This window comes from Rhodococcus tibetensis (assembly GCF_024438035.1).
Classification (GTDB): Bacteria; Actinomycetota; Actinomycetes; order Mycobacteriales; family Mycobacteriaceae; genus Rhodococcus_F; species Rhodococcus_F tibetensis.
This window is the reverse complement of the sequence record NZ_JANFQF010000014.1, coordinates 1-20,197: the sequence shown is the minus strand read 5'-3', so window position 1 is coordinate 20,197 and position 20,197 is coordinate 1. Positions and strand designations below refer to the sequence as shown.

The 20,197-nt window shown below is 66.9% G+C and carries 17 protein-coding genes; 14 read left to right on the top strand and 3 right to left on the bottom strand.

Features of this window, described 5'->3' with window-relative positions:
• Positions 1-219: 219 nt before the first annotated feature.
• From NOF53_RS17315 to NOF53_RS17280, 8 genes are read left to right on the top strand one after another with little or no spacing between them, the layout of a single operon-like run.
• Positions 220-1,791 (top strand): sugar transferase, encoded by a 1,572-nt coding sequence (locus NOF53_RS17315; RefSeq protein ID WP_255970916.1) that lies wholly within the window; start codon positions 220-222, stop codon positions 1,789-1,791.
• Position 1,792: 1 nt separating this feature from the next.
• Entirely contained in the window at positions 1,793-2,947 is a 1,155-nt protein-coding gene (locus NOF53_RS17310) for a glycosyltransferase (protein WP_255970914.1), read from the top strand.
• On the top strand, positions 2,944-3,936 hold the full coding sequence (locus NOF53_RS17305; RefSeq protein ID WP_255970912.1) for a GDP-mannose 4,6-dehydratase: 993 nt from the start codon (positions 2,944-2,946) through the stop codon (positions 3,934-3,936). The genes NOF53_RS17310 and NOF53_RS17305 overlap by 4 nt, the downstream gene beginning before the upstream one ends.
• Positions 3,933-4,934 (top strand): GDP-mannose 4,6-dehydratase, encoded by a 1,002-nt coding sequence (locus NOF53_RS17300; protein ID WP_255970910.1) that lies wholly within the window; start codon positions 3,933-3,935, stop codon positions 4,932-4,934. The genes NOF53_RS17305 and NOF53_RS17300 overlap by 4 nt, the downstream gene beginning before the upstream one ends.
• A 47-nt stretch (positions 4,935-4,981) precedes the next feature.
• Entirely contained in the window at positions 4,982-5,515 is a 534-nt protein-coding gene (locus NOF53_RS17295) for an acyltransferase (RefSeq protein WP_255970909.1), read from the top strand.
• Positions 5,516-5,558: 43 nt separating this feature from the next.
• Complete coding sequence (locus NOF53_RS17290; protein ID WP_255970907.1) at positions 5,559-6,641, top strand: glycosyltransferase family protein; 1,083 nt, start codon at positions 5,559-5,561, stop codon at positions 6,639-6,641.
• 2 nt (positions 6,642-6,643) lie between these two features.
• Entirely contained in the window at positions 6,644-7,819 is a 1,176-nt protein-coding gene (locus NOF53_RS17285; protein WP_255970905.1) for a hypothetical protein, read from the top strand.
• Entirely contained in the window at positions 7,819-8,931 is a 1,113-nt protein-coding gene (locus tag NOF53_RS17280) for a glycosyltransferase (RefSeq protein WP_255970903.1), read from the top strand. Before NOF53_RS17285 ends, NOF53_RS17280 begins: the two co-directional genes overlap by 1 nt.
• A 229-nt stretch (positions 8,932-9,160) precedes the next feature.
• On the opposite strand, the gene NOF53_RS17275 is transcribed toward NOF53_RS17280, so the two are convergent.
• A complete protein-coding gene (locus tag NOF53_RS17275; RefSeq protein ID WP_255970901.1) occupies positions 9,161-10,762 on the bottom strand; it encodes a cellulase family glycosylhydrolase in 1,602 nt (533 codons plus the stop codon).
• Positions 10,749-12,203 (bottom strand): O-antigen ligase family protein, encoded by a 1,455-nt coding sequence (locus NOF53_RS17270; protein WP_255970899.1) that lies wholly within the window; start codon positions 12,201-12,203, stop codon positions 10,749-10,751. The genes NOF53_RS17275 and NOF53_RS17270 overlap by 14 nt, the downstream gene beginning before the upstream one ends.
• A 215-nt stretch (positions 12,204-12,418) precedes the next feature.
• On the opposite strand from NOF53_RS17270, the gene NOF53_RS17265 reads away from it, so the two are divergent.
• Both NOF53_RS17265 and NOF53_RS17260 read left to right on the top strand, forming a co-directional pair.
• On the top strand, positions 12,419-13,705 hold the full coding sequence (locus tag NOF53_RS17265) for a Wzz/FepE/Etk N-terminal domain-containing protein (protein ID WP_255970897.1): 1,287 nt from the start codon (positions 12,419-12,421) through the stop codon (positions 13,703-13,705).
• Positions 13,706-13,918: 213 nt separating this feature from the next.
• Positions 13,919-15,010 (top strand): lipase family protein, encoded by a 1,092-nt coding sequence (locus NOF53_RS17260; protein ID WP_255970895.1) that lies wholly within the window; start codon positions 13,919-13,921, stop codon positions 15,008-15,010.
• 214 nt (positions 15,011-15,224) lie between these two features.
• Here the strand turns inward: NOF53_RS17260 and NOF53_RS17255 are convergent, their stop codons facing one another.
• Positions 15,225-15,455: a hypothetical protein gene (locus NOF53_RS17255; protein WP_255970893.1), complete on the bottom strand. Its 231-nt coding sequence runs from the start codon at positions 15,453-15,455 to the stop codon at positions 15,225-15,227.
• A gap of 7 nt (positions 15,456-15,462) precedes the next feature.
• Here NOF53_RS17255 and NOF53_RS17250 point away from each other — a divergent pair, with 7 nt between their 5' ends.
• The 4 genes from NOF53_RS17250 to NOF53_RS17235 all read left to right on the top strand — a co-directional run bounded on the left by NOF53_RS17250 (position 15,463) and on the right by NOF53_RS17235 (position 19,504).
• Entirely contained in the window at positions 15,463-16,131 is a 669-nt protein-coding gene (locus NOF53_RS17250; protein WP_255970891.1) for a hypothetical protein, read from the top strand.
• Positions 16,132-16,605: 474 nt separating this feature from the next.
• Complete coding sequence (locus tag NOF53_RS17245; protein ID WP_255970889.1) at positions 16,606-17,319, top strand: LppX_LprAFG lipoprotein; 714 nt, start codon at positions 16,606-16,608, stop codon at positions 17,317-17,319.
• Positions 17,316-18,887, top strand: coding sequence for an MFS transporter (locus NOF53_RS17240; protein WP_308213836.1), 1,572 nt, complete (start codon positions 17,316-17,318; stop codon positions 18,885-18,887). The genes NOF53_RS17245 and NOF53_RS17240 overlap by 4 nt, the downstream gene beginning before the upstream one ends.
• A gap of 455 nt (positions 18,888-19,342) precedes the next feature.
• Entirely contained in the window at positions 19,343-19,504 is a 162-nt protein-coding gene (locus NOF53_RS17235; RefSeq protein WP_255970887.1) for a hypothetical protein, read from the top strand.
• The last annotated feature ends 693 nt before the right edge of the window (positions 19,505-20,197 follow it).

Here is a 20,197-nt window from a genome sequence, read left to right as displayed (position 1 = left end):
TTGAGCGAGTTCGCTGGCCGCAACAAACATACCGATAACCCGTTACATGCACCGCTGCATGAACTCACATTGTCAACCATCCGGTGTAACTGCTTTCTATCTGAGTAATGCCGGTGCAGGGGACCGCGAGTGTTGGAATGACCGCTGTAACAGACTTTTGGTTGTGGGCGATGGGGATAGTGGACGCTCTCGGCGAGCGGACCACCAAGGACGAGACCCATGACACTTCCGCACCGCCTGCCAATCCAAGGGCGGATCCATAATCGCGTCAGCGATGACACTGTCAGCCGACCTACTCCTCGCGTGCGATCATCGAGGCGCTCCAGTCCAGATGCGGCGTTTCCTACCGGCGTGATTCGACGTCGGCGGTGGGAGCGCTCATACGCGAAATCGGTTGCGGCAAGCGATGTTCTGGTCATTTTCGCGTCGGTGTTCACTGGACAATTGGTTCGGTTCGGTCCGGGATACGCACCGGTGCAAACGACAACCATTTCGCGCCTGAGTTATTCGGTGGTGTCGGTTTTGCTGGCGGTGGCGTGGCTGATGGTCCTGTCCATTTTCCGGTCCCGGGCAGTGGGTGTGATCGGTCGCGGAGTCGAGGAATACCGCCGGGTGGTGTCCGGCACGTTCTGGCTGTTCGGTGCGGTGGCCATCGTCTCGTTGCTGTTGCGAATCGATCTGGCCCGCGGATACCTGCTGATCGCGTTTCCGTTGGGTCTGGTGGCATTGCTGGTCAATCGCTGGCTGTGGCGACAGGCCATGGTGCGCCGGCGCCGGGCCGACCACTGCCTGACCGCGGTGCTGGTGGTCGGCCCCAGTTCATTGGTGAAGGCCATGGTCCGGTGTTTCGATCGCCACCCCGAATCCGGATTTCGGGTGGTGGGCGCGTGCGTACCGGGGGCGGCCCGGCCTCCGACCGGCGGGATCTGTGTCGGGGATCGCGAGATCGCGGTGTTCGGTGACGAGAACGCGGTGTTTGCCGCACTGCATTCGGCGGGGGCCGACACGATCGTGGTCACGGCCACCGCGGAACTCGGCAATCGGGGTGTGCGAGAACTGGCCTGGTCGCTCGAGCCGTTGGGTGTCGATCTGATGGTGGCGCCGGGCGTGATCGACGTCGCCGGGCCGCGGTTGCAGATGCGTCCGGTGGCGCAGTTTCCGCTGATCCATGTCGGTCCGCCGCAGTACCGGGGGGCGCAACGGTTCAACAAGCGGGCGTTCGATCTGGTGTTCGTCATCGCCGGGTTGGTGGTCGTGGCACCGGTGTTCCTCGCGGCGGCGTTGGCGGTCCGGCTGACCAGTGATGGTCCGGTCTTCTACAAGGGCGAACGGATCGGCTTGGACGGCAAGGCCTTTCCGATGTTCAAGTTCCGCAGCATGGTCGTCGATGCCGACAAGCAGTTGGCGTTGCTGGTCAACGAGAGCGATCGGGGAATGTTGTTCAAGGTGCGCGCCGATCCGCGGGTGACGGGGGTGGGTCGTTTCCTGCGGCGGTACAGCATCGACGAGCTTCCGCAGTTCCTGAATGTCCTGCGGGGCGAGATGAGTGTGGTCGGGCCCCGGCCCCCGTTGCGCTGCGAGGTCGAACGGTATGACGGCACCGTGCGGCGGCGGCTGCTGGTCAGGCCCGGGATCACCGGGATGTGGCAGATCAGCGGACGTTCGGAATTGTCTTGGGAGGAGTCGGTCCAGTTGGATCTGGCGTATGTGGAGAACTGGTCCATGGTTCAGGACCTGGTGATCATCCTCAAAACACTTCGCGCGGTGTTGCGCCACGAGGGAGCGTACTGACATGACGCTTCGACCGCGGATTGCTATCGCACACGATTACCTCACCCAACGTGGCGGCGCCGAGAAGGTCGTTCTCGCGATGGCCCGGGCGTTTCCCGAGGCGCCGATCTACACCACCCTCTACGAGTCGGCAACGACCTTTCCCGAGTTCGCGGGCATGGATATCCGCACCTCACCGCTCAACAAGATCGCCGTGGTGCGCCAACATCACCGTGCCGGGCTGCCGGTGCTGCCCTTCGCGGCCTCGGCGATGAAGATCGATGCCGATCTCGTGCTGGTGAGCAGCAGCGGATGGGCGCACGGTTTCCGCACCACCGGAAGAAAACTTGTCTACTGCTACACGCCGGCGCGCTGGCTCTACCAGACCCGGGTCTACCTCGGTGACACCGCGCCGGTGGGTACCCGACTGGTCGCGGCGGTGTTGACCCGCCCGCTGCGGGCCTGGGATCGCCGGGCGGCCCGTTCGGCGGACCGCTACCTGGCCATCTCCTCGGCGGTGCGGGAGCGGATCCACGCCGTCTACGGGATCGATGCGTCGGTACTGCCAGCTCCGCCGAGCGCCGTCACCTCCCTCCCGGTCCAGCCGGTCGACGAGCTGCGGACCTGGGCGGGCGGCGGGGACTTCTACCTATGCATCGCACGATTGTTGGCCTACAAGAACGTTGACACGGTGATCTCGGCGTTCGCCGGCGGCCCCCGCAACCTTGTTATCGTCGGAGCCGGGCCGCAGGAGCCGGTGCTGCGCCGGTTGGCCACCGACCACATCCTGATGGTCAAGAACCTCACCGACGCGCAGATGCGGTGGCTGTATCAACACTGCCGGGCGGTTATCTCGGCCGCCTACGAGGACTACGGGCTGACCCCGCTCGAGGGCGCGGGCTTCGGGAAGCCGAGTGTCCTGCTGCGGTGGGGCGGCTTCCTCGACACCATGGTCGAGGGTGTGACCTGCGTGTACTTCGAAGAGCCGGACCCGACACAGATCGCCGCGGCCGTCGACCAGTGCGAGGCGGCGACGTGGGATCCGGACGCCATCGCCGGGCACGTGGAAAAACTGGATGAGGCGCATTTCGCTCGCGCGCTGCACGGGGCGGTGGACCAGCTGCTGGCCGCCGGCCCGGACCCGGCACCGCTCCCCCGAGAGGCAGGTCGACCATGAGGCGCGCACTGATCACCGGAATCACCGGTCAGGACGGGATGTATCTCGCCGAGCTGCTGCTGGGCAAGGGCTATCAGGTCTACGGGCTGGTCCGCGGCCAGAACAATCCGAAGCTCCCGTTGCTCGCCGAGGTGGTCCCCGGGGTCACCATTCTCACCGGCGACCTGCTCGACCTGTCCAGCCTGATGAGTGCCCTCACCGCCGCGCAGCCCGACGAGGTCTACAACCTCGGGGCGATCTCCCTGGTCGCGTACTCGTGGGAGAACGCCCGGTTGACCACCGATGTGACGGCCGGCGGCGTGCTCAACATCCTCGAGGCCACCCGACTATACGAACATCAGGCCGGCACCCGGGTCCGCTTCTACCAGGCCTCGAGCTCGGAGATGTTCGGCAAGGTTCAGCAGGTGCCGCAGTCCGAGTCGACCCGCTTCTGGCCGCGCTCACCGTACGCGGTCGCGAAGGCGTTTGGGCATCACATGACCGTCACCTACCGCGAGTCCTACGATATGCACGCCAGCTCCGGAATCTTGTTCAATCACGAATCTCCCCGCCGGGGACCGGAATTCGTCACCCGGAAGGTGTCCCTGGCCGCCGCCCGCATCAAGGCGGGCCTACAGGAGCAGTTGATGTTGGGCAATCTCGACGCCCGCCGGGATTGGGGTTTTGCCGGTGACTACGTCGAGGCGATGTGGCGGATGCTGCAACAGGACCAGGCCGATGACTACGTGATCTCCACCGGGAGGATGCACTCCATCCGGGACCTGCTGGACGTGGCCTTCACCGAGGTGGGCATCACCGATTGGGCGCCGTTCGTCAAGGTCGATCCCCGATTCCTGCGCCGGGCCGAGGTCGACGCCCTCGTCGGCGATTCCACCAAGGCGCACCGGCAGTTGGGATGGTGGCCCCGGATCGACTTCACCGAGTTGGTCCAGATGATGGTGCGCGCCGACGTGGACACGATCACCTCCGCCCGGACGGCCGTGGCATGACACCGCCGCCGGTGAGCCGGGCGCTGATCACCGGCATCTGCGGTCAGGACGGCAGCTACCTGACCGATCGGCTACTCGCGGCGGGCTGGGAGGTGCACGGGATCAGTCACGACTGCGGGTGCCCCGACGGTTGCGTAATAGGTGATGCCCTCGGCCCGGCACCGACCGTCCATCGGGTGGACATCGCCGACACGACCGCACTGTCGAGGATCGTCCGACAGGTCGCCCCCACCCACGTGTTCCACCTGGCCGCGGTGTCCTCGGTGGGCCGCTCCTGGCGGGACCCGGTGCTCACCGCTCAGGTCAACAGCCTCGCGACGGTGGCGCTGTACAGTACATGCCTGGATCTACAAGAGGCACTCGGTCGGCGGGTCGTCGTCCTCAACGCCTGCAGCGGGGAGATCTTCGCCGGATCCGGTCAGTCGCCGCAGAACGAACAGACCCGGGTGGCGCCCACCTCGCCGTACGGGGTGAGCAAGGCCTTCGGCTTCCAGATGGGGCAGGTGTTCCGGGTCCGTGGGCTACCGGTCAGCAGCGCGATCCTCTACAACCACGAGTCCCCGCGCCGCCCGGATACCTTTGTCAGCCGCAAGATCACCAAGGCGGTGGCCTCGATCGCGACCGGCCGTACCGACACGCTCACGCTGGGTCGGATCGACGGTCGCCGGGATTGGGGGTGGGCGCCGGACTACGTCGACTGTATGTGGCGGATGGCGGCCCGCGAGGAGCCCGACGACTACGTGGTGGCCACGGGGGTGGCGCACAGTATCCGTGATTTCGTCATCGCAGCGTTCTCGGCGGCCGGTATTGAGGACTGGCAGTCCTACGTGCGCCTGGACGACGCGATGGTCCGTCCCACCGACCCGACCGTGATGGTCGGTGATGCCGGCAAGGCGCAGGCGGTGCTGGGATGGCGGGCGGCCGCGAGTTTCGACGACATCGTGACGGCGATGGTCCAGCACGACCTCGGCCTGCGGCCCGCCGGCAGGGTTACCTGACGGCGGGCGTGCACACCCGCCGCCGAACATGAAGGAGTGTTCTTCCGTTGATCACCAAGATTTGGGACCGTCTCGGGGTGGTGTTCTTCAACATCATCGGCACCCACATTCCGGTTCACGCTGTCAGGCAGGGAATCCTGCGGTTGTGGGGTGCGAAGATCGGCCGGGATACCTCGATCTTCATGGGCTCCACGGTCTTCGGCATCGAAAAGCTGAAGATCGGTGAGGCGTGCTCGATCGGGTTCCGGTGTCTGCTCGACGCCCGCGGCGGCCTGACCATCGGCGATAACGTGGTGATCGCCAGCGATACCCATTTCATCGGCGGGTATCACGACATCAGCGCCCCCGACTTCGCAGCAATCCTTGTCCCGATCACGGTCGAGGACTATGTGTGGATCGCGAGCCGCGCCACCATCACCGGCGCCAGGATCGGACGCGGCGCGGTCATCGGGGCCTGTTCACTGGTCCGCAAGGATGTCGCACCACTCGACATTGTCGCGGGCGTGCCGGCCAAGGTGGTGGGCACCCGCGACGCGGCCGCGCTCGCCTATCGGCCGAAGTATCGTCCCCCACTCTTCTGAGCACAAGGAGCGGGCACGTGGTTAACCTGAGCGGAGCGGGCAGGTGGTGAACCTGAGCGAGAAGCGACTGGTGTACGTCGCACCGAAGCCGGGCATCGGCGGGGTCGGCGACTACGCCGATGACTTCGCCGCCGCCGCCCGCCCATACTTTCGCGACGTCGTCGAGTACCGCCACGACGGTCCCGGCGCCGACAGCCTCAGCCGGCTACGGGCGCATGGGCAGAAGATCCGCGCCCTCGTCGAGGAGACCGGGCCCAAGCGCACCATCGTGCACTGTGAGCTCAGCGGCGGCGCTCTGGTGCCGTTCTGGGGCACCTGTCGACTCGGACCGGTGCCAGTGACCGCAACCGTGCACGATCCTCCCCGCGCGGTCTGGTGGCCGCTGCGCACGAAATTTCTGGCCGAGCACAAACTGCTCACGCATGCGGTGCATTACCCGCTCCGCACACCGTTCACCATTCTCGAACGCAGGATCCTCCAGGGGAGAACCCTGTTCGCCCTGACGGCGACCGGGGCGCGGCACCTGCAGGAGGTGATGTCCGGATCCGAGGTCGTGCCGACCGCACTTTTGGTGCCCCACCGTCCCCAGCTCCCCGCCGCCCAGCACCGGCCGCTGGCCGTGGGTCTGTTCGGGCTCGTCTACCGAGGCAAGGGATTCGAACAAATCGGTCAGCTCCGGGCGCTGCTGGACGACGACATCCTCATCCGGGTGGCCGGCCGCGGCACCGAGCGCCTCCACGGGGGGCCGGGCATCGAGATCGTCGGCGGGGTCGACGGCGCCGCGGAGGACGCATTCTTCGCCTCGATCCGGATGCTGGTGCTGCCGTACGGGCGGCGCACGATCTACGGTGACGCGTATCCGGCCTCGGCGGCGGCCTGCCGGGCACTGGCCTACCAAACACCGCTGCTGTGTCGCCGATACGGTGCGTTGACCGAGGCCGACCAGGACAGCGGGGCGGTGGTGGTGGCGGGCGACAGCGCGGATCTAGCGCGGGCCGCGAATGCAGTACTCCGCGACACCGACACCCTCACCCGACTGGGATCGCAATCCGAGCGGCTGCGCCACGAACGGTCCGCGGACAAGCTGATTGCCGATTTCACCGACGTCTGGGCGAGGATGAACTAGCCATGGCGGGCCGATGGAGCACCCATGTTGTCACGGCACTCGGCGCGGCGATGTGGGCCTATGGCGGGCGGGCGATCGGGCTGCTGTGGACCGTCATCGTGATCGCATCGCTGGGCATCTCCGACTACGGCCTGTACGCGATGGGGTTCGCCCTCGCGGCCATGGTGGCCGGGCCCGTCGATCATCCATTCAACGTGCGGTCCGTCCGCGTGGACGACCAGCGGTTCCAACGCGAGCGGACGGCCCGCATCCTGGTCGGGGGCGCGGTGCTGGTGCTGGCCGGGGTGCTCACCCCGGCCGGGTACATCGCGTGGTTTTCGTTGGTGATCGCGGGCGGGGAGATCGTCTTCAATGCCTTCAAGAGTCAGGCGGTGCGCGACGGGCATCCGGACGTGGTCATGCGGATGGACACGCTGCGGCAGGGGGCCAGCATCGGCCTCGGTGCGACCTACCTGGTGAGTGTCGAGGAGCCGTCGCTGCAGCTGGCGAGCCTGTGTTACGTGGCGCCGTACGCGGTGATTATCGCGCTGACCGTGCCGAAGATCTTCGCGGCCCGGCCGGCGCTTCCCGGTGGCCGGCGGGAGATGTCGCTGCTGGTGTTCGAGAATTTCTCCAACGCCGTCTACGTGCAGGGCGACGTGCTGCTTCTCGGCGTGCTGACCGACAGCACGGTCGCCGGCTACTACTCCATCGCCTCCCTGGTCGGCTGGGCGGTGGCCGGAGTGGGCCAGTCCTACGCGCAGACTTACCACGAGCGGCTCCGCGAGGCCGGCGGAGCGGTGTCGGCGGGGCCGAGTCTGAGGAGCACCACGGTCCTCGCGGCGACTGCGGGAGCCTTGGTCCTGGTGGTGGGCTTGGTGCTGCTGGCGACCCCCGCCCCGGAGCCCATGGCGGGGGCGGTGATCGCCATGGCCGCGTTCGTGTTCCTGCGGGTAATGAACTGGGTGTTTACCACCGTTCTGTATCTGCAGGAACGCGACCGGGAGCGGGTGACCGCCAATGCCACGGTCGCCGCACTCAAGATGGTGCTGATACTGGGTCTCGTCGGTCTCCTCACCTCGGGGGCTGCGGGCGCGATCGGCACGGCCTCGGCCTCGGTGATGGCGGAGATGGTGTTGTTCGCCTGGCTCCACCGCGTCCTGCACGGGTCCGCGCGTAGTTCCGCGGAGAGGTCCTGATGAGCCCGACCGTGACGTTCCTGCTCTCCAAGGACCCCACTACCGAGCACGGGGGGGACATCGCGCTGTCGCGGCTGGTGATGCGACTCGCGCGCGAACACTTCGACGTCCGGGCGGTGTGCCTGTCGGGCATCGACGGCGACGCACCCGACGGCAGCCTCATACGGGTGCCCAAGCCGCCGGTGCGCCGACTGCCGCTACTCCTCGACAGCGTGAGCTCGCGGCGGAGCCTGGTACATGCCCGGTTCGACATGCCCGGGTTGGTGCGCGCGATCGAATCCGTGAACAGCGACATCTACGTGGCCGAGCACAGCTACATGGCCGAATCGTATCTGCGGTCGGCGACATGCGCTTCGGGTGCGCGGTTGGTGATCAACACGGTCAACCCCGAATCGCAGGTATGGAAGGTCACCCGCGGGCTGCTCGGCCGGATCGAAGCGCCCCGCATCCTTCGGGACGAGATCCGGGTCGCCCGCGCCGCGGATGCCGTGGGCACCTACGACCGGGACGAGGCCGACTTCTACACCCGACACGGTGTGACGAACGCACAATGGATCGCCCTCACCCTCGAACCCGCTCCCCCGCTGCCCATTTCGCAGACCGGGCGGCGCCTGGTCTTCCTCGGGACCCGGGCGTGGCCCCCCAACCAGGAGGCGTTCGAACTAGCGCTGCGGTGGTGGCCCGCGATCTCCGCGCGGATCCCGGGCGCGGAACTGTGCGTCATCGGCGCGCCGGCCTCCAGCCCCCGCACCCGAGCGTATCCGGCCGGTGTCACCGATCTGGGATTCGTCGCCGATCTCGACACCTTCCTCGGCACCTGCCGCGCCCTGATCGCACCGGTGGCGACGGGGGGTGGGGTGCGGGTGAAGATTCTCGACGCCGCCAGCAGGGGGGTGCCCGTCGTCGGCACCACCGCGGCGGTCGGGTCCCTGCGCACGATCCTCGAGCTTCCCGTCTTCGATGACCGGACCGCCTTCGTCGATCAGTGCCGCCGGTACCTGTGGGACCGGGATGCCGCGACCACCGCCGGGCAGCGACTCTACGAGGTGAACGCCCGCCGCTGGAAGAACCGAATGCCCCACGCGGCCGTGACGAACCTCCTGCGGCCCTGATCCGGCACCGCGAATGATCGGACCCCGAACACCCGCGCAGGGCGAGCGAGGACAGTCCCCCGGGTCATGGTCCGCGCCGACGAGATCACCGATGGGTCCCGGGGACCTCGTCATGTTCGTGATCGCCCCGCCGGCGGGGCCATCAGTGTCGAAATCAACTTCGGTACAGAAGAATTCGCATCGGTAGGGCGAGCCAGATCCCGGCGCGGCTCGGTGACACCCGAACTGGTCAGGCGAAGGTGACGACCGCCCCGGTGCCCGACGACCAGGTGATGGCGCCGTGCTGGAAGCGACTCTCCCGCCTCCCGTCCGCCGTGTCGTACTCGTCGGTGACCGGGAAACCCAGCGCCGGGTCGTAGGCATCCAGAATGGCGCCGTGCACCAAGAACGTACCCGCCGGCGAGGTGAATGCCCGCAGTCCGGTGTCACCTTCGAACTGCTGTGTCCCGTCCGCGAATTGGGTGGTCGGTCGCGCGGGTGATTGGCGCATCTTGGCCGCGATGGGGGGCGGGACGACGACGTACCCCGAATCGGTCTCGTACAGGGTGCCGTCCTCGAATTCCTGCCGCAGACTCGTCCCCACCGCATACACCGGGCTGCGGATCTCCCCGAGGGACGGGGGTGCCTTACCGGCGAATCGGCTGGCCTCGCTGCTGAGGGGAATTTCCTGTCCCAACACATGCTGTGCCGCCAGGAAGGTCAACTTGGGGGTGAAATCGCCGGTCAATAAGCCGAAGGTGTGTTCCGGGTCGGCACTGCCGGTGCCCCGGTCGATGATCTCGAAGAGGTAGAGGGGGCCACCGTAGGGCAGCTCCTGCCAGGTCGTGAGGAAGTTCGCGATCAGGGCGCTGGCCGTCGTGCCGGGAACCTCCGCGGAGGGAAGCCCGTACTCGGTGGCCCAGATCTTCTTGTCCTGATCACCGTGCTGCACCATCAATTGCCGGATGTCGATCAGCTGCCGAATGGGTGACTCGGGCCAGATGGTTCCGGCTGCGAAGCCGGTGGTGCGGTGGTAGGGGTGGAAGGACAGGGCATCGAAGTGACCCTGGGCCCCCGCGTCGTACATGCCGCGGGCGAAGTCGACGGCGTTCATGAAGATTGGCGAGTCGACTACCGAGGTGATGGCGCCGCCCACCACCAGGGCCGCTGGATCGTGGTCCTTGATCTCCCGATACGCGGCTTTGAGGAGGTCGGTGTACGCGACAGGGTCCGATGCGGGTGCGAAGAACAGACTACTGTTGGGCTCGTTCCATACCTCGTACGCGGCGATCCGGTCTCGGTACCGCTCGGCCACCCGTCCGGCGAACTGCCCGAATAACGCGGGTGACGACGGCTCCGCGGCGAGCGCGGACAGGCCGGCTGCCCCGGGTACCGCCGCCCACCCCGGGCTGTACGCAATCATCCCGAGAATCGACAGATCCCGCTGCTCGGCCGCGACGACGATCCGATCCACCGGGGACCAGTCCAACACACCCTGCTCGGGTTCGACGAACGCCCACGTGATGGGGAGCCGGATGCTGGTGGCGCCCAGCGCGGTCACCGCGTCGAGGGCCTGGGCTACGTCCGCGTCGGGAGCGTCGAGCAGCTGACCGCTATCGCCGACCCCGACCACGGGAGGCGATTGCGTGGCGGGCGGAGGCAGAGCAGGAGTCTGCGTTTCGGGTCCGCTTCCCGCCCTCAGGAGCACCATGGTGCCGGCACCGATACTCACCACCAGGACGATCGCCGCCACCAGGATCAGGCGCCGGCGCTCACCGGTATCACCCCGCCCGCCGCCGAGTCGCCGTGCCTTTCGGCGCCCTGCGGTGCCCCAGTATCTACCCCCGTGCATCGGAGCCGGCCGTACTGCTACCCGCTGCATCTCGCGGTGCTCGCAGACTTTCGGGCATGGAGGTGATTCCGCAGACGCCCGCGGTCTCGGCTGCCCTCTGCGCATACACCAGGAACGTCAGGAGTACGGAGAAGGACAGGGTCACCTGGGGAATCGTGACCACGGGATAATCCAACTGGAGCGCGACCAGGGTGAACCCGACGAATCCGCCGCCCACGATCCCGGATTCCCAGCGTGTGCTGCGCAGGCACCGATACGCGACGGCGATGCCGATGCCGATGACCAGGCAGAACGCGAGCCCGGTGAAGATGCCGCCTCGGTAGACCGCCAGAAGAGGGGAATTAGCCACCACATTGGTCTCGAATGCCGCGTCCGCATCGAAGAACTCCGGCCGGCCCCAGCCCAGGCCGAACAGCCAACGATTGTCCATGACTGTCGTGTATTGCTCGAACGCCTCCGAACGGGCGGACGATCCAATGTCCTGAGCACCAAAGGAGGCGAAGAGGCGGTCTCGGATTCGTGGGACTGTCAGGGTCAGTGCGGCCGCGATCACCGCTGCGCATATCGTCGCCACCCGCCGGCCCGCGTTCATGCGCTGAAACAGCAGGACCAGGACGACACCGACCACCAATGAAAAGAAGGCCGCTCTGCTCAGCGTCAGCGTCAAACCCACGCCGATCACCGCGGCGAGTACCCATCTCCGCGGGCCGGACACGGTGACGATGCACACCAACAGTGCGACGAAGAGGAAGATGCCGGCCGCATTCGGGTCGATGAAGGATCCCGCGAGTCGGCTGACGACATCGTCTTCGGTGAACACATAGCGACTCGTATCGGCCTGGAGCGTGTAACCGAGTACCACCAACACCTGCGCGACCGGACCCGCTCCGCCCGCGTACAGGTTGACGAGTCCGTAGACCGCTCCGGCGGCGGCGCCGTAGGCGAACATGCGACCGACCGTGGCCAGCTGCTCGACCGGCAGGCGCAGCAAGGCGAACATCACCGCGGTGGCGATCAGCCACTCGGAGAACTGCAGCAGGTCGATGCCGCCGACCGCGTTCGGATACACCGACAGCGCCGACACCACCACCAGTACCGCCACCGCCGCCTCGAGCGTCGATACCCGCGTGACCGCCGCACGATGCACCAGCGCCGCCAGGATCACCCCACCACCGAGGGCCAACAACACCGGCGCCGGGAACACGGGGAAGCGGGCGAACGGCGCCGCGCCCAGCAGCACAGCCATCGAATTCCGCATCAGGGCGGGATGCGCGGCAACGACGTAGACCCCCACCAGCAGGCACAGCAACCCCGAGACGAGCACGACCGCCCGGGCGCTGCCGCCATTGAGAACCGCTACGGACGCCATCACCGCAACGGTGGTAATCAGCCAGCCGACGATCCGATTCCACGGGGGACGCCGGACGGAGAGGTTGGGCACGGAATCTCACCTCGGATCACGTGATAAGGAGGATACTAGTGCTGCGCTCAATTCCTGGTCGTCGACCGTCAGATGTGATCGGGTAGGCGAGGCGACGTGGTTCGGTGAGAGTGCCTGCGGCCACCCGCTCGACTCGGACTGACCCCCTTGCGGGTTACCGGCCTGCGGTTCCAAGAGAGCAGGTCACAGCCCGACTGCACGGAGAGGGATGAGCGTTGGAGATTTCGGACTATCTTCGTATCCTGCGCGCGAACTGGTGGATTATCGTCCTCTTCGGAATCTTGGCGGCAGCGGTGGCCCTCCTGATGACCCGCATCCTGCCCCCCAAATATCAGGCCACCGCGCAACTCTTCGTGACCGCCGGCGGCGGCCCCGCGGTCATCGAGGCGTATCAGGGCGACCTGTTCGCCCGGGAACGGGTGAGGTCCTACGCGGCTCTGGCGGCTTCCCCTCAGCTGGCCGAGCGCGTCGCCGATCAACTGGGTGACCCAACCACCGCCGCGGATGTCGCCTCGAAGGTCACCGCCGACCCGGTCGAGGACACCGTGCTGCTCAACATCACCGCCACCGACCAGGATCCCGAGCGTGCGCGGGCGATCTCGAACGCCGCTGCTCAGCAACTGGTCAAGTTGGTCTACGAGTTGGAAACCTCCACACAGGGCGACCCGCCTGCCGCGGGCGCCACGGTCGTGGACTACGGGCACCTACCCGCGGCATCGCAACCGACACCCATTGCCCGCCTGCTCGTGAGCCTAGGCGCCGGACTTGTCCTTGGGCTGCTGGTGGCGGTGGGGTACGGGGTCCTCGACCGACGGATCAGAGATCCCCGCACGTTGGCGATTGCGTCGGACACCCGAGTGATGAGCACCGTGCCGGCGGGGGCCATCGCGGGCAGCTCGCAGACACTGGCGGAGGACTACCGCGAGCTGTGCGTGCAGGTCCGCGAAACCGGGGCGAAGGTGGTGGCCGTCGTCAGCGCGGATCCGCAGGACGGACGGACCACGGTGGCGGCCAACTTAGCGTTGGCGCTCGCCGAGGGTGAGCACACGGTGGTGCTCGTTGATGGTGACTTCCAGGCCCCAGAGTTGGCGGCGAAACTGCACCTCGCGCCCACCCCGGATCTGACCACAGTGCTCCACGACCCGGCGACGCTATGGAGCTCCCTGCAGATATGGGTACTCGGGGTCGAGGTGCTCGTCACCGATCCAGCAGCGACGGAACTGCGCACGATGGCGGCGGCCGACGGCATCGGCGAGGTCGTGAAGCAACTCCGTGACGCCCATGACTACATTGTCATCGACACTCCGCCAGTACTACATGGAAGCGCCGCGCTGCGCTTCGCGGCACTGAGCGATGGTGTGTTGCTGGTCGGTCGTAGTCGGCGTGGTCATCGAGGCCGTGTCGAAGCCGCAGTTGCGACTATCAAGGGGATACACGGACGGCTGCTGGGCAGTGTCCTGACGGTGCGGACGCGCCGAGGGCGTAATGTCGGCCGTGCATAGCCCGCAGCCCGGCGCACCACGGCGGACGGTCAAACCAATAATGTTCTCCGCGTTCACACCTCGAGGAGCGCAACGGTGATAAGGCACAGCAGACACCGGCTCCCCTGCATCCTCGGAATCGCGACCGCGGCCGCCTTCGCATTGACGTCAGTGGCTGCGTGCGGCGCCGGGTCCGGATACTCCGACGACGGTAATCGCACCTCGGAAACAACTGTGCCGATCCCATCGGACGCGACAGGCCCGGGGGCGGTGCTACGCGCGGTCGAGATCCCCACCATCGACCGTCGAATCGTCAAACTGGCGGCACTGACCGCGCGGGTAACCTACCTTTCCACCAGCGGCGTCGACGGATCCATTACCGAGGTCTCGGGATCGGTGTTCGCTCCCCAGGGAAACGCGCCGGAAGACGGGTGGCCGATCATCGCGTTGGCGCACGGAACCACCGGGATCCAGCAGGAGTGCGCACCCTCGAAGGACAGTCAGCTGCTGGGCTCGTCCTTGCTGGTGAGTGAGTTTCTCCGCCGCGGTTACGTCGTCGCCGTTCCCGACTACCAGGGATTGGGCGGACCCGGATTCCACCCCTATCTCGACCCGACCACCGAGGGCTACAACGTCATCGACGCCGTTCGCGCCTCCCGGCAGATGATTCCAGACACATCCGACCGTTGGTTGGGGTTCGGGTACTCCCAGGGCGGCCAGGCCTCCTGGGCAGCAAACGAGCTCGCGCGCGAGTACGGACAGGGATTGAACCTGGTGGGGACCGTGGCAATGTCGCCCTTGGCGAACCTACGCGGACTGGCCGACGCCGCGGCCACCGGTACCCTGACCACCGAGCAGGTGTTGGTCTTGCAGTGGGTGCTGGCAACGCTCGAGAGATCACATCCCGGGCTCGACCTCGACGAGTATCGCCGCGGTGTGGTGGCGCAGAATTGGGATGTTCTCCTGTCCTGTTCCGGCCCCACCGCCGAGACACGAGCACGGATTGCGACCACCGTCTCCGCCGACGACCTCAGACCTGCCACACCAGAAGCACTCGGACGGTTGCGCGAACTCTTGGATGCGATGTCGTTGCCGAAGGGCATTGCGGCGGCACCGATGCTGATCGGTTACGGTGGCATGGATTCATTCATGCGGCCCGAATCGACCGCCCGCGCGATCGCCGAAGCGTGCGCCAAGGGCGCCGTTGTCGATGTGATCTTCGATCCGGCAAAGGGCCACGGCGGGATGGATATGGGTCCCGTCATGCCCTGGATCGAGGCGCGGTTTGCCGGGCAGCCGGCGCCGAACACGTGTGAACAATCCTGACCGGGGACAATTCTCGACCTGTGCGGTCCACGAGCGGCCCCAGACAGGGGTTCGGCCGGGAATGCTCTCACATTCTCGGCCGGATCTCTGCATCTCGAGTTATTCACCGTGACCGGCTACTCGCTCGATCCGCGTATCCCAATCTACGCGGCCACGGCGACCCACCGCAACGCCGCGCATCTGTCGTTCATCGAACGCACGACGACCCCGCAACCTACCGTGTTCCGAACGGCACCGCGCAGCGGAAGGCGCTCCGGCCGGTCTCCGGCGGGCCCGACACTCCGTCGCGCCAGAGGTCGGGATCCAGGTCCTTGATTCCGGACGAGCGGGTGCCCGCCCCGGCGCACTCGTCGAACCCGAAACCGGCGCCGAGAACCTGGGGCGATCGACCGGATCCGTAGGCTGCTCGATGAAGGGTGATCCTGGTCGGGGTCACGAAGATCATGCGGCTCGTGACGGCGAACCAAGCGCTGACCGCGCGCATCACCGAACTCGAGGTCGCGACCGACCTGTTCATCGAACGAGGGCGGATGGGCACCTCAATACGCGATGAGCCCGGCACGCGGAGGCGCTCGGTCGAGACCGTCTACAGCAGCGGCGGCAACAAGACGCCGGCTATCGCTATCGGGTTTAGTTTGATACACGAGAAAACCAACCACACGGTCATCTTCGCTGTCGCCGTAGGCGCCCTGACCTTATGCGGCGGATCATCAACCGACACCACTGCCACCACCTGCCCCACCCGTACAACCGATCCGCGACCAGGCCCTCGCCACGGCGGTCGCCAGTGTCCCGCCAACGGACGGGCTGCCCGTCATCGCCGGCCGAGTCACCCCGGACTCGGACAAGCCCGGCATGGCCGGGGTGCGGTCGAGGTGTGCGCCCCGAACGTCGACACCGCCGACGAACTACGCCCCATCGCCACCCAGTACGCGACAGCAGTGAGGAACTCCTCGCTCGGGGACCAGGTGTCGTCCATGTGGGTGGAGAACTATTGGCTCACCGACGGCGATGTCACCAGCGGGGCCGAGTTGAAGGTCCCGAACTTCCACATGTTCCCGTGGAGCGGCAAACCCACCCCGCAGGCGGAACTGCAGAACTGGGACATCCTCAGCGAATGATCGGACCCACCACTGGATGGCGATTGTGGTGCGTACTCCCGGACACTCGGGGGCGCAGGTCGCGTCGCTTCCGCCTGGATGGCCGCCTGAGAAGCGTAGCCATGCAGTTGGAAGGAGCCGTTGCAGAAGAGCGCAATTACGTTGCACGTAATACGTTTCTAGTGGCGATTACCTTATTGTGACATTTCAACTGCTCAGCAGCGGTTGGGCGTTTCGAATCGTGGCCACTGGGCGAACCCGAATCAGGCAGCATCCGAGCCGGGGTGCCTCAACCCCTGAAACTGGCGCCGGAGCGCTTGCCGCCCCCGCAATCATGGGACAAGCGAACCCGCAGCCTGACCGCGGGAGAGCGGTAGGGATGAACAACCGTCGTCAGAGCGATGTCGGTCGGCCGAGGGACCGGGTCGGGCCACAACGACCCGGTTCTGGCCGCAATCCCAGGCGTTTTCGGAGCCGGCGTCCTACGATGCGGACATGCTCACGCGCCGCATCTTCCTCGGGACCCTCGCTTTCAGCGCGGCGGTAGTCACAGGCTGCACCACCGACACCGATCCGGCAGGGAGCGCGAACCTGCCGGACGCGGCCGGGCTGCTCGCCGAGTCGGCGTCCGCCGTCCGCGATATCCGGAGCGCACACTTCACGATGTCCGTCAACGGCTCGATTCCAGGCATCAGCGTGGAGACCGCCGAGGGCGATTTGACCAGGGAGGGCGGTCCGGCCGGTGGCGCGAAGGGCACGGTGAAGCTGACCCTGGCCGGCCAGCTGATCGAGGGTGAATTCGTGCTGGTCGACGACTCGCTGTACTTGAAGGGCCCGACCGGCACCTTTCAGCGGTATCCGTCCTCGCTCACCGCCGAGTACTACGACCCGTCTGCCATCCTCGACCCGGACCGGGGCTTCGCGAAGGTGCTGACCAGCATCACGGATGCGAAGACCGAGGCGAGGGAAAGGGTTGACGGGACACCGGCGTACAAGATCACCGGACGGGCGGACAAGGACGCGGTGGGCAACATCGTTCCCGGGGTCGAGTCCGAGGTGGACATCACGGTCTGGCTTGACGAGGACGGCAGGCACCTGCCGACCAGAGCGCTGGTGACGTTCCCGAAGCCGGACGGCGCAGACGCCCCGACCGTCGACGTGGTGGTGTCCGAGCTGGACAAGCCCGTGACGGTGACACCCCCGGCGTGAGTGTGGAGTTGATCCCGCGGAGCAGGACCGTCGCCATCGGCGCCGCGGCGCTCGCCGTGTTGCTCGGCGCGCTGGACACCTACGTCGTGGTGAGCATGATCCGGCAGATCATGGACGACCTGCTGATCCCGGTGAACCGACTGGAGCGGGTGACCCCGATCGTCACCGGGTACCTACTCGGCTACATCGCCGCGATGCCGCTGCTCGGCCAGGCATCGGACCGGTTCGGCCGCAAGCTGGTGCTGCAGAGCTGCCTCGCCGGGTTCCTGGTCGGCTCGGTGGTCACCGCGCTCGCCGACGACCTGCCCATGCTCGTTGCCGGGCGGGTCGTCCAGGGTGTCGCAAGTGGGGCGTTGCTGCCGGTGACCATGGCGCTTGCCGCTGACCTGTGGGCAACCCACAGGCGGTCGAACGTGCTCGGCGCGGTGGGTGCCGCGCAGGAGCTGGGCAGCGTGCTGGGCCCGCTGTATGGGGTGGCGATCGCCGGCCTTGCCGTGTGGTCGAGCGCGTTCGGCGTCGCCGGCTGGCGCGGCGTGTTCTGGATGAACTTACCGCTCGGCTTGCTCGCCATGATCGCGGTGCAGGTTTCGGTGCCGCGCCGCGACCGGGCGCACGAGCCCGTCCGGGTGGACGTGGCCGGGGGGCTGCTGCTCGCGGTCGCCCTCGGGCTGGCCGTCGTCGGCCTGTACAACCCGGACCCGCGCACCGCGGTGCTGCCGCCGTGGGGCGGGCCGATGCTGGTCGGGGTCGGTGTCGCTGCCATCGCCTTCGTCGGCTGGGAGCTGCGCGCCAAGACCCGGCTGATCGACCCGGTCGAGGTGCAGATGGGCGCATTCCTTGCCGCGCTCGGGGTATCCGGAGCGGCAGGCGTCGCGCTGATGGTGACCCTGGTGGACGTCGACCTGTTCGCTCAGTCGCTGCTCGACCGGGACGACCGGGGAGCGGTCATACTGCTGCTGCGGTTCCTGGCCGCGCTCCCGGTTGGCGCGCTGCTCGGCGGGCTGCTGGCGGCACGGCTGGGCGACCGGGTGGTCGCGGCGGCCGGCATGCTGCTGGCCGCGGCGGGCTACTTCCGGATGGCCCGGTGGCCGATGGACGTGCTGTCCGCGCCGTATCAGGTCGGGCCGATTGCGGTGCCCCGGTTGGACACCGACCTGGCCATCGCTGGGCTAGGTCTCGGCCTGGTGATCGCGCCGCTCTCCGTTGCGGTGCTCCGCGCCGTGCCGCCCATCCAGCACGGGATCGCCTCGGCCGGTGTGGTGGTCGCGCGGATGACCGGGATGCTCGTCGGGGTTGCCGCGTTATCCGCGTGGGGGCTGCACCGCTTCCACAGCCTGACCGCGAACCTGCAAGTGCCCTTCCCCGTCGCCAAACCTCCCGAGCAGGCGGCACGGGAGCTGGCCGAGTACACCGGAGCAGTCGACCGGGCTCTGCTTACTCAGTACACCGAGATATTTTTGATCACCTCGGTGGTGTGCGCGGCGGGAGCGGTGCTGGCCCTGTTCCTCAGCCGCCAACCTCCCAAGGCTCCGGACTCCGCCGAGAACAGCATCGCCGAGCCGGCATGACCCCTCGAACGGCGACCTGGGCGTGGGGGTTCCCCTTGCGGTGAGCGGTTGGCGGCAGTGGGTTCGATCCAGCCGGGTGACACCGAGGGAGTTACGGCGGGCCGTCGGGGTACTCGTCCCGATGTCGGGTATCGCGGAGCGGGCATCGAACTCCGCGCTGTCGGTTCGATCTCAGTTGTCCTTGATCGCTCGGCGATCGCGGCGGCAATACCGGAATTCCTGGAAGGACTGTCACCGGCGCCCGGTACGAATCTTCCCGAGGACGATCCAGCCCCCTCGAGCGCCTGTGGGCCGATGAGCACGACAGCAGAGAAGTCCATGTCGTCGTCCGGCAGCGGGCGACAACCCCGGAGCAGATCGAACGCATCCGTGCTGGCCGGGTCTGTACGGGCGGCTACCCCGAATACAAGATTGTCGACACCTCCCGTCTGCGTGCGGTGAACGCGGTGGGCGCGATGATGGTCGATTCGGGCCCGGCCGGGACGCTCGACAAGAGTCGAGCAGCCGGACATCGTCATCGCATGCCGCGACTGCAGGTCGAGGTGGTGTCGTGGCGGGCGGCAGTAACCACCGAGATCGGTACCCGGGTGGCCGAACTCCTCGCTGCAGCCACGTAATCCACACGCGAGCTCCCCGGGCAGTGTCGAAAGGACTCGAACCGGACCAGGAGAACACCAACAGAGACACCAATCCGAAGCCCCGTCGGCGGGCGCGAGCGCGCGACGAACAGCACGAACGTCTGCGGGTGCGCTGGCGCCGTTGAGACTTCCCTCAGACAGGGGTTCGGCCGGGAATGCGTTCACATTCTCGGCCGGATCTCTGCTTCTCGAGTCTTTCATCGTTGCCGACGATCTCGATCCGCGAAATACCAATGTACGCGCGCCCAGCGGCCCACCGCAATGCCGCATTGCCGCGGCCCGCGCGGAGCGCTACGCCGATCATCGCGGCCTGACGGAAGAGCCCCGCGGTCGGCGCTTTGGGTTCTCTGGTCGTTGCAACACCCGACAGTTCCGGGTTGCGATGGAATTCGTGAGACGGAAGCAACGTGGTTGGTTCTTCACGTGATGAGGCACTACATCGGGAACGGCGCGCCACTTTGGATCTCGTGAACAAGGGCGTGAGCAGTCAAGAAGCCTGCAGGATTGGTGGCCGGTCTTCGGGCGGGTCGGCGGAAGGGCGAACCGAAACGAGATCCGCGCCCGGCTTCCTGGATCGTTGTTCGCGTTGTAGCGAAGTGGGAGCATGTAGATACCGGCTCGATCTGGGGCTGGCGGCTGTGCGCTGAACGGATGGATTGCGGGGGCACCCAC

Coding starts and splice junctions, on each gene's coding strand:
- NOF53_RS17315 (WP_255970916.1), top strand. CDS start 220: ATGACACTTCCGCACCGCCTGCCAATCCAAGGGCGGATCCATAATCGC.
- NOF53_RS17310 (WP_255970914.1), top strand. CDS start 1,793: ATGACGCTTCGACCGCGGATTGCTATCGCACACGATTACCTCACCCAA.
- NOF53_RS17305 (WP_255970912.1), top strand. CDS start 2,944: ATGAGGCGCGCACTGATCACCGGAATCACCGGTCAGGACGGGATGTAT.
- NOF53_RS17300 (WP_255970910.1), top strand. CDS start 3,933: ATGACACCGCCGCCGGTGAGCCGGGCGCTGATCACCGGCATCTGCGGT.
- NOF53_RS17285 (WP_255970905.1), top strand. CDS start 6,644: ATGGCGGGCCGATGGAGCACCCATGTTGTCACGGCACTCGGCGCGGCG.
- NOF53_RS17280 (WP_255970903.1), top strand. CDS start 7,819: ATGAGCCCGACCGTGACGTTCCTGCTCTCCAAGGACCCCACTACCGAG.
- NOF53_RS17275 (WP_255970901.1), bottom strand. CDS start 10,762: ATGCACGGGGGTAGATACTGGGGCACCGCAGGGCGCCGAAAGGCACGG.
- NOF53_RS17255 (WP_255970893.1), bottom strand. CDS start 15,455: ATGATCTTCGTGACCCCGACCAGGATCACCCTTCATCGAGCAGCCTAC.
- NOF53_RS17245 (WP_255970889.1), top strand. CDS start 16,606: ATGCTCACGCGCCGCATCTTCCTCGGGACCCTCGCTTTCAGCGCGGCG.
- NOF53_RS17235 (WP_255970887.1), top strand. CDS start 19,343: ATGATGGTCGATTCGGGCCCGGCCGGGACGCTCGACAAGAGTCGAGCA.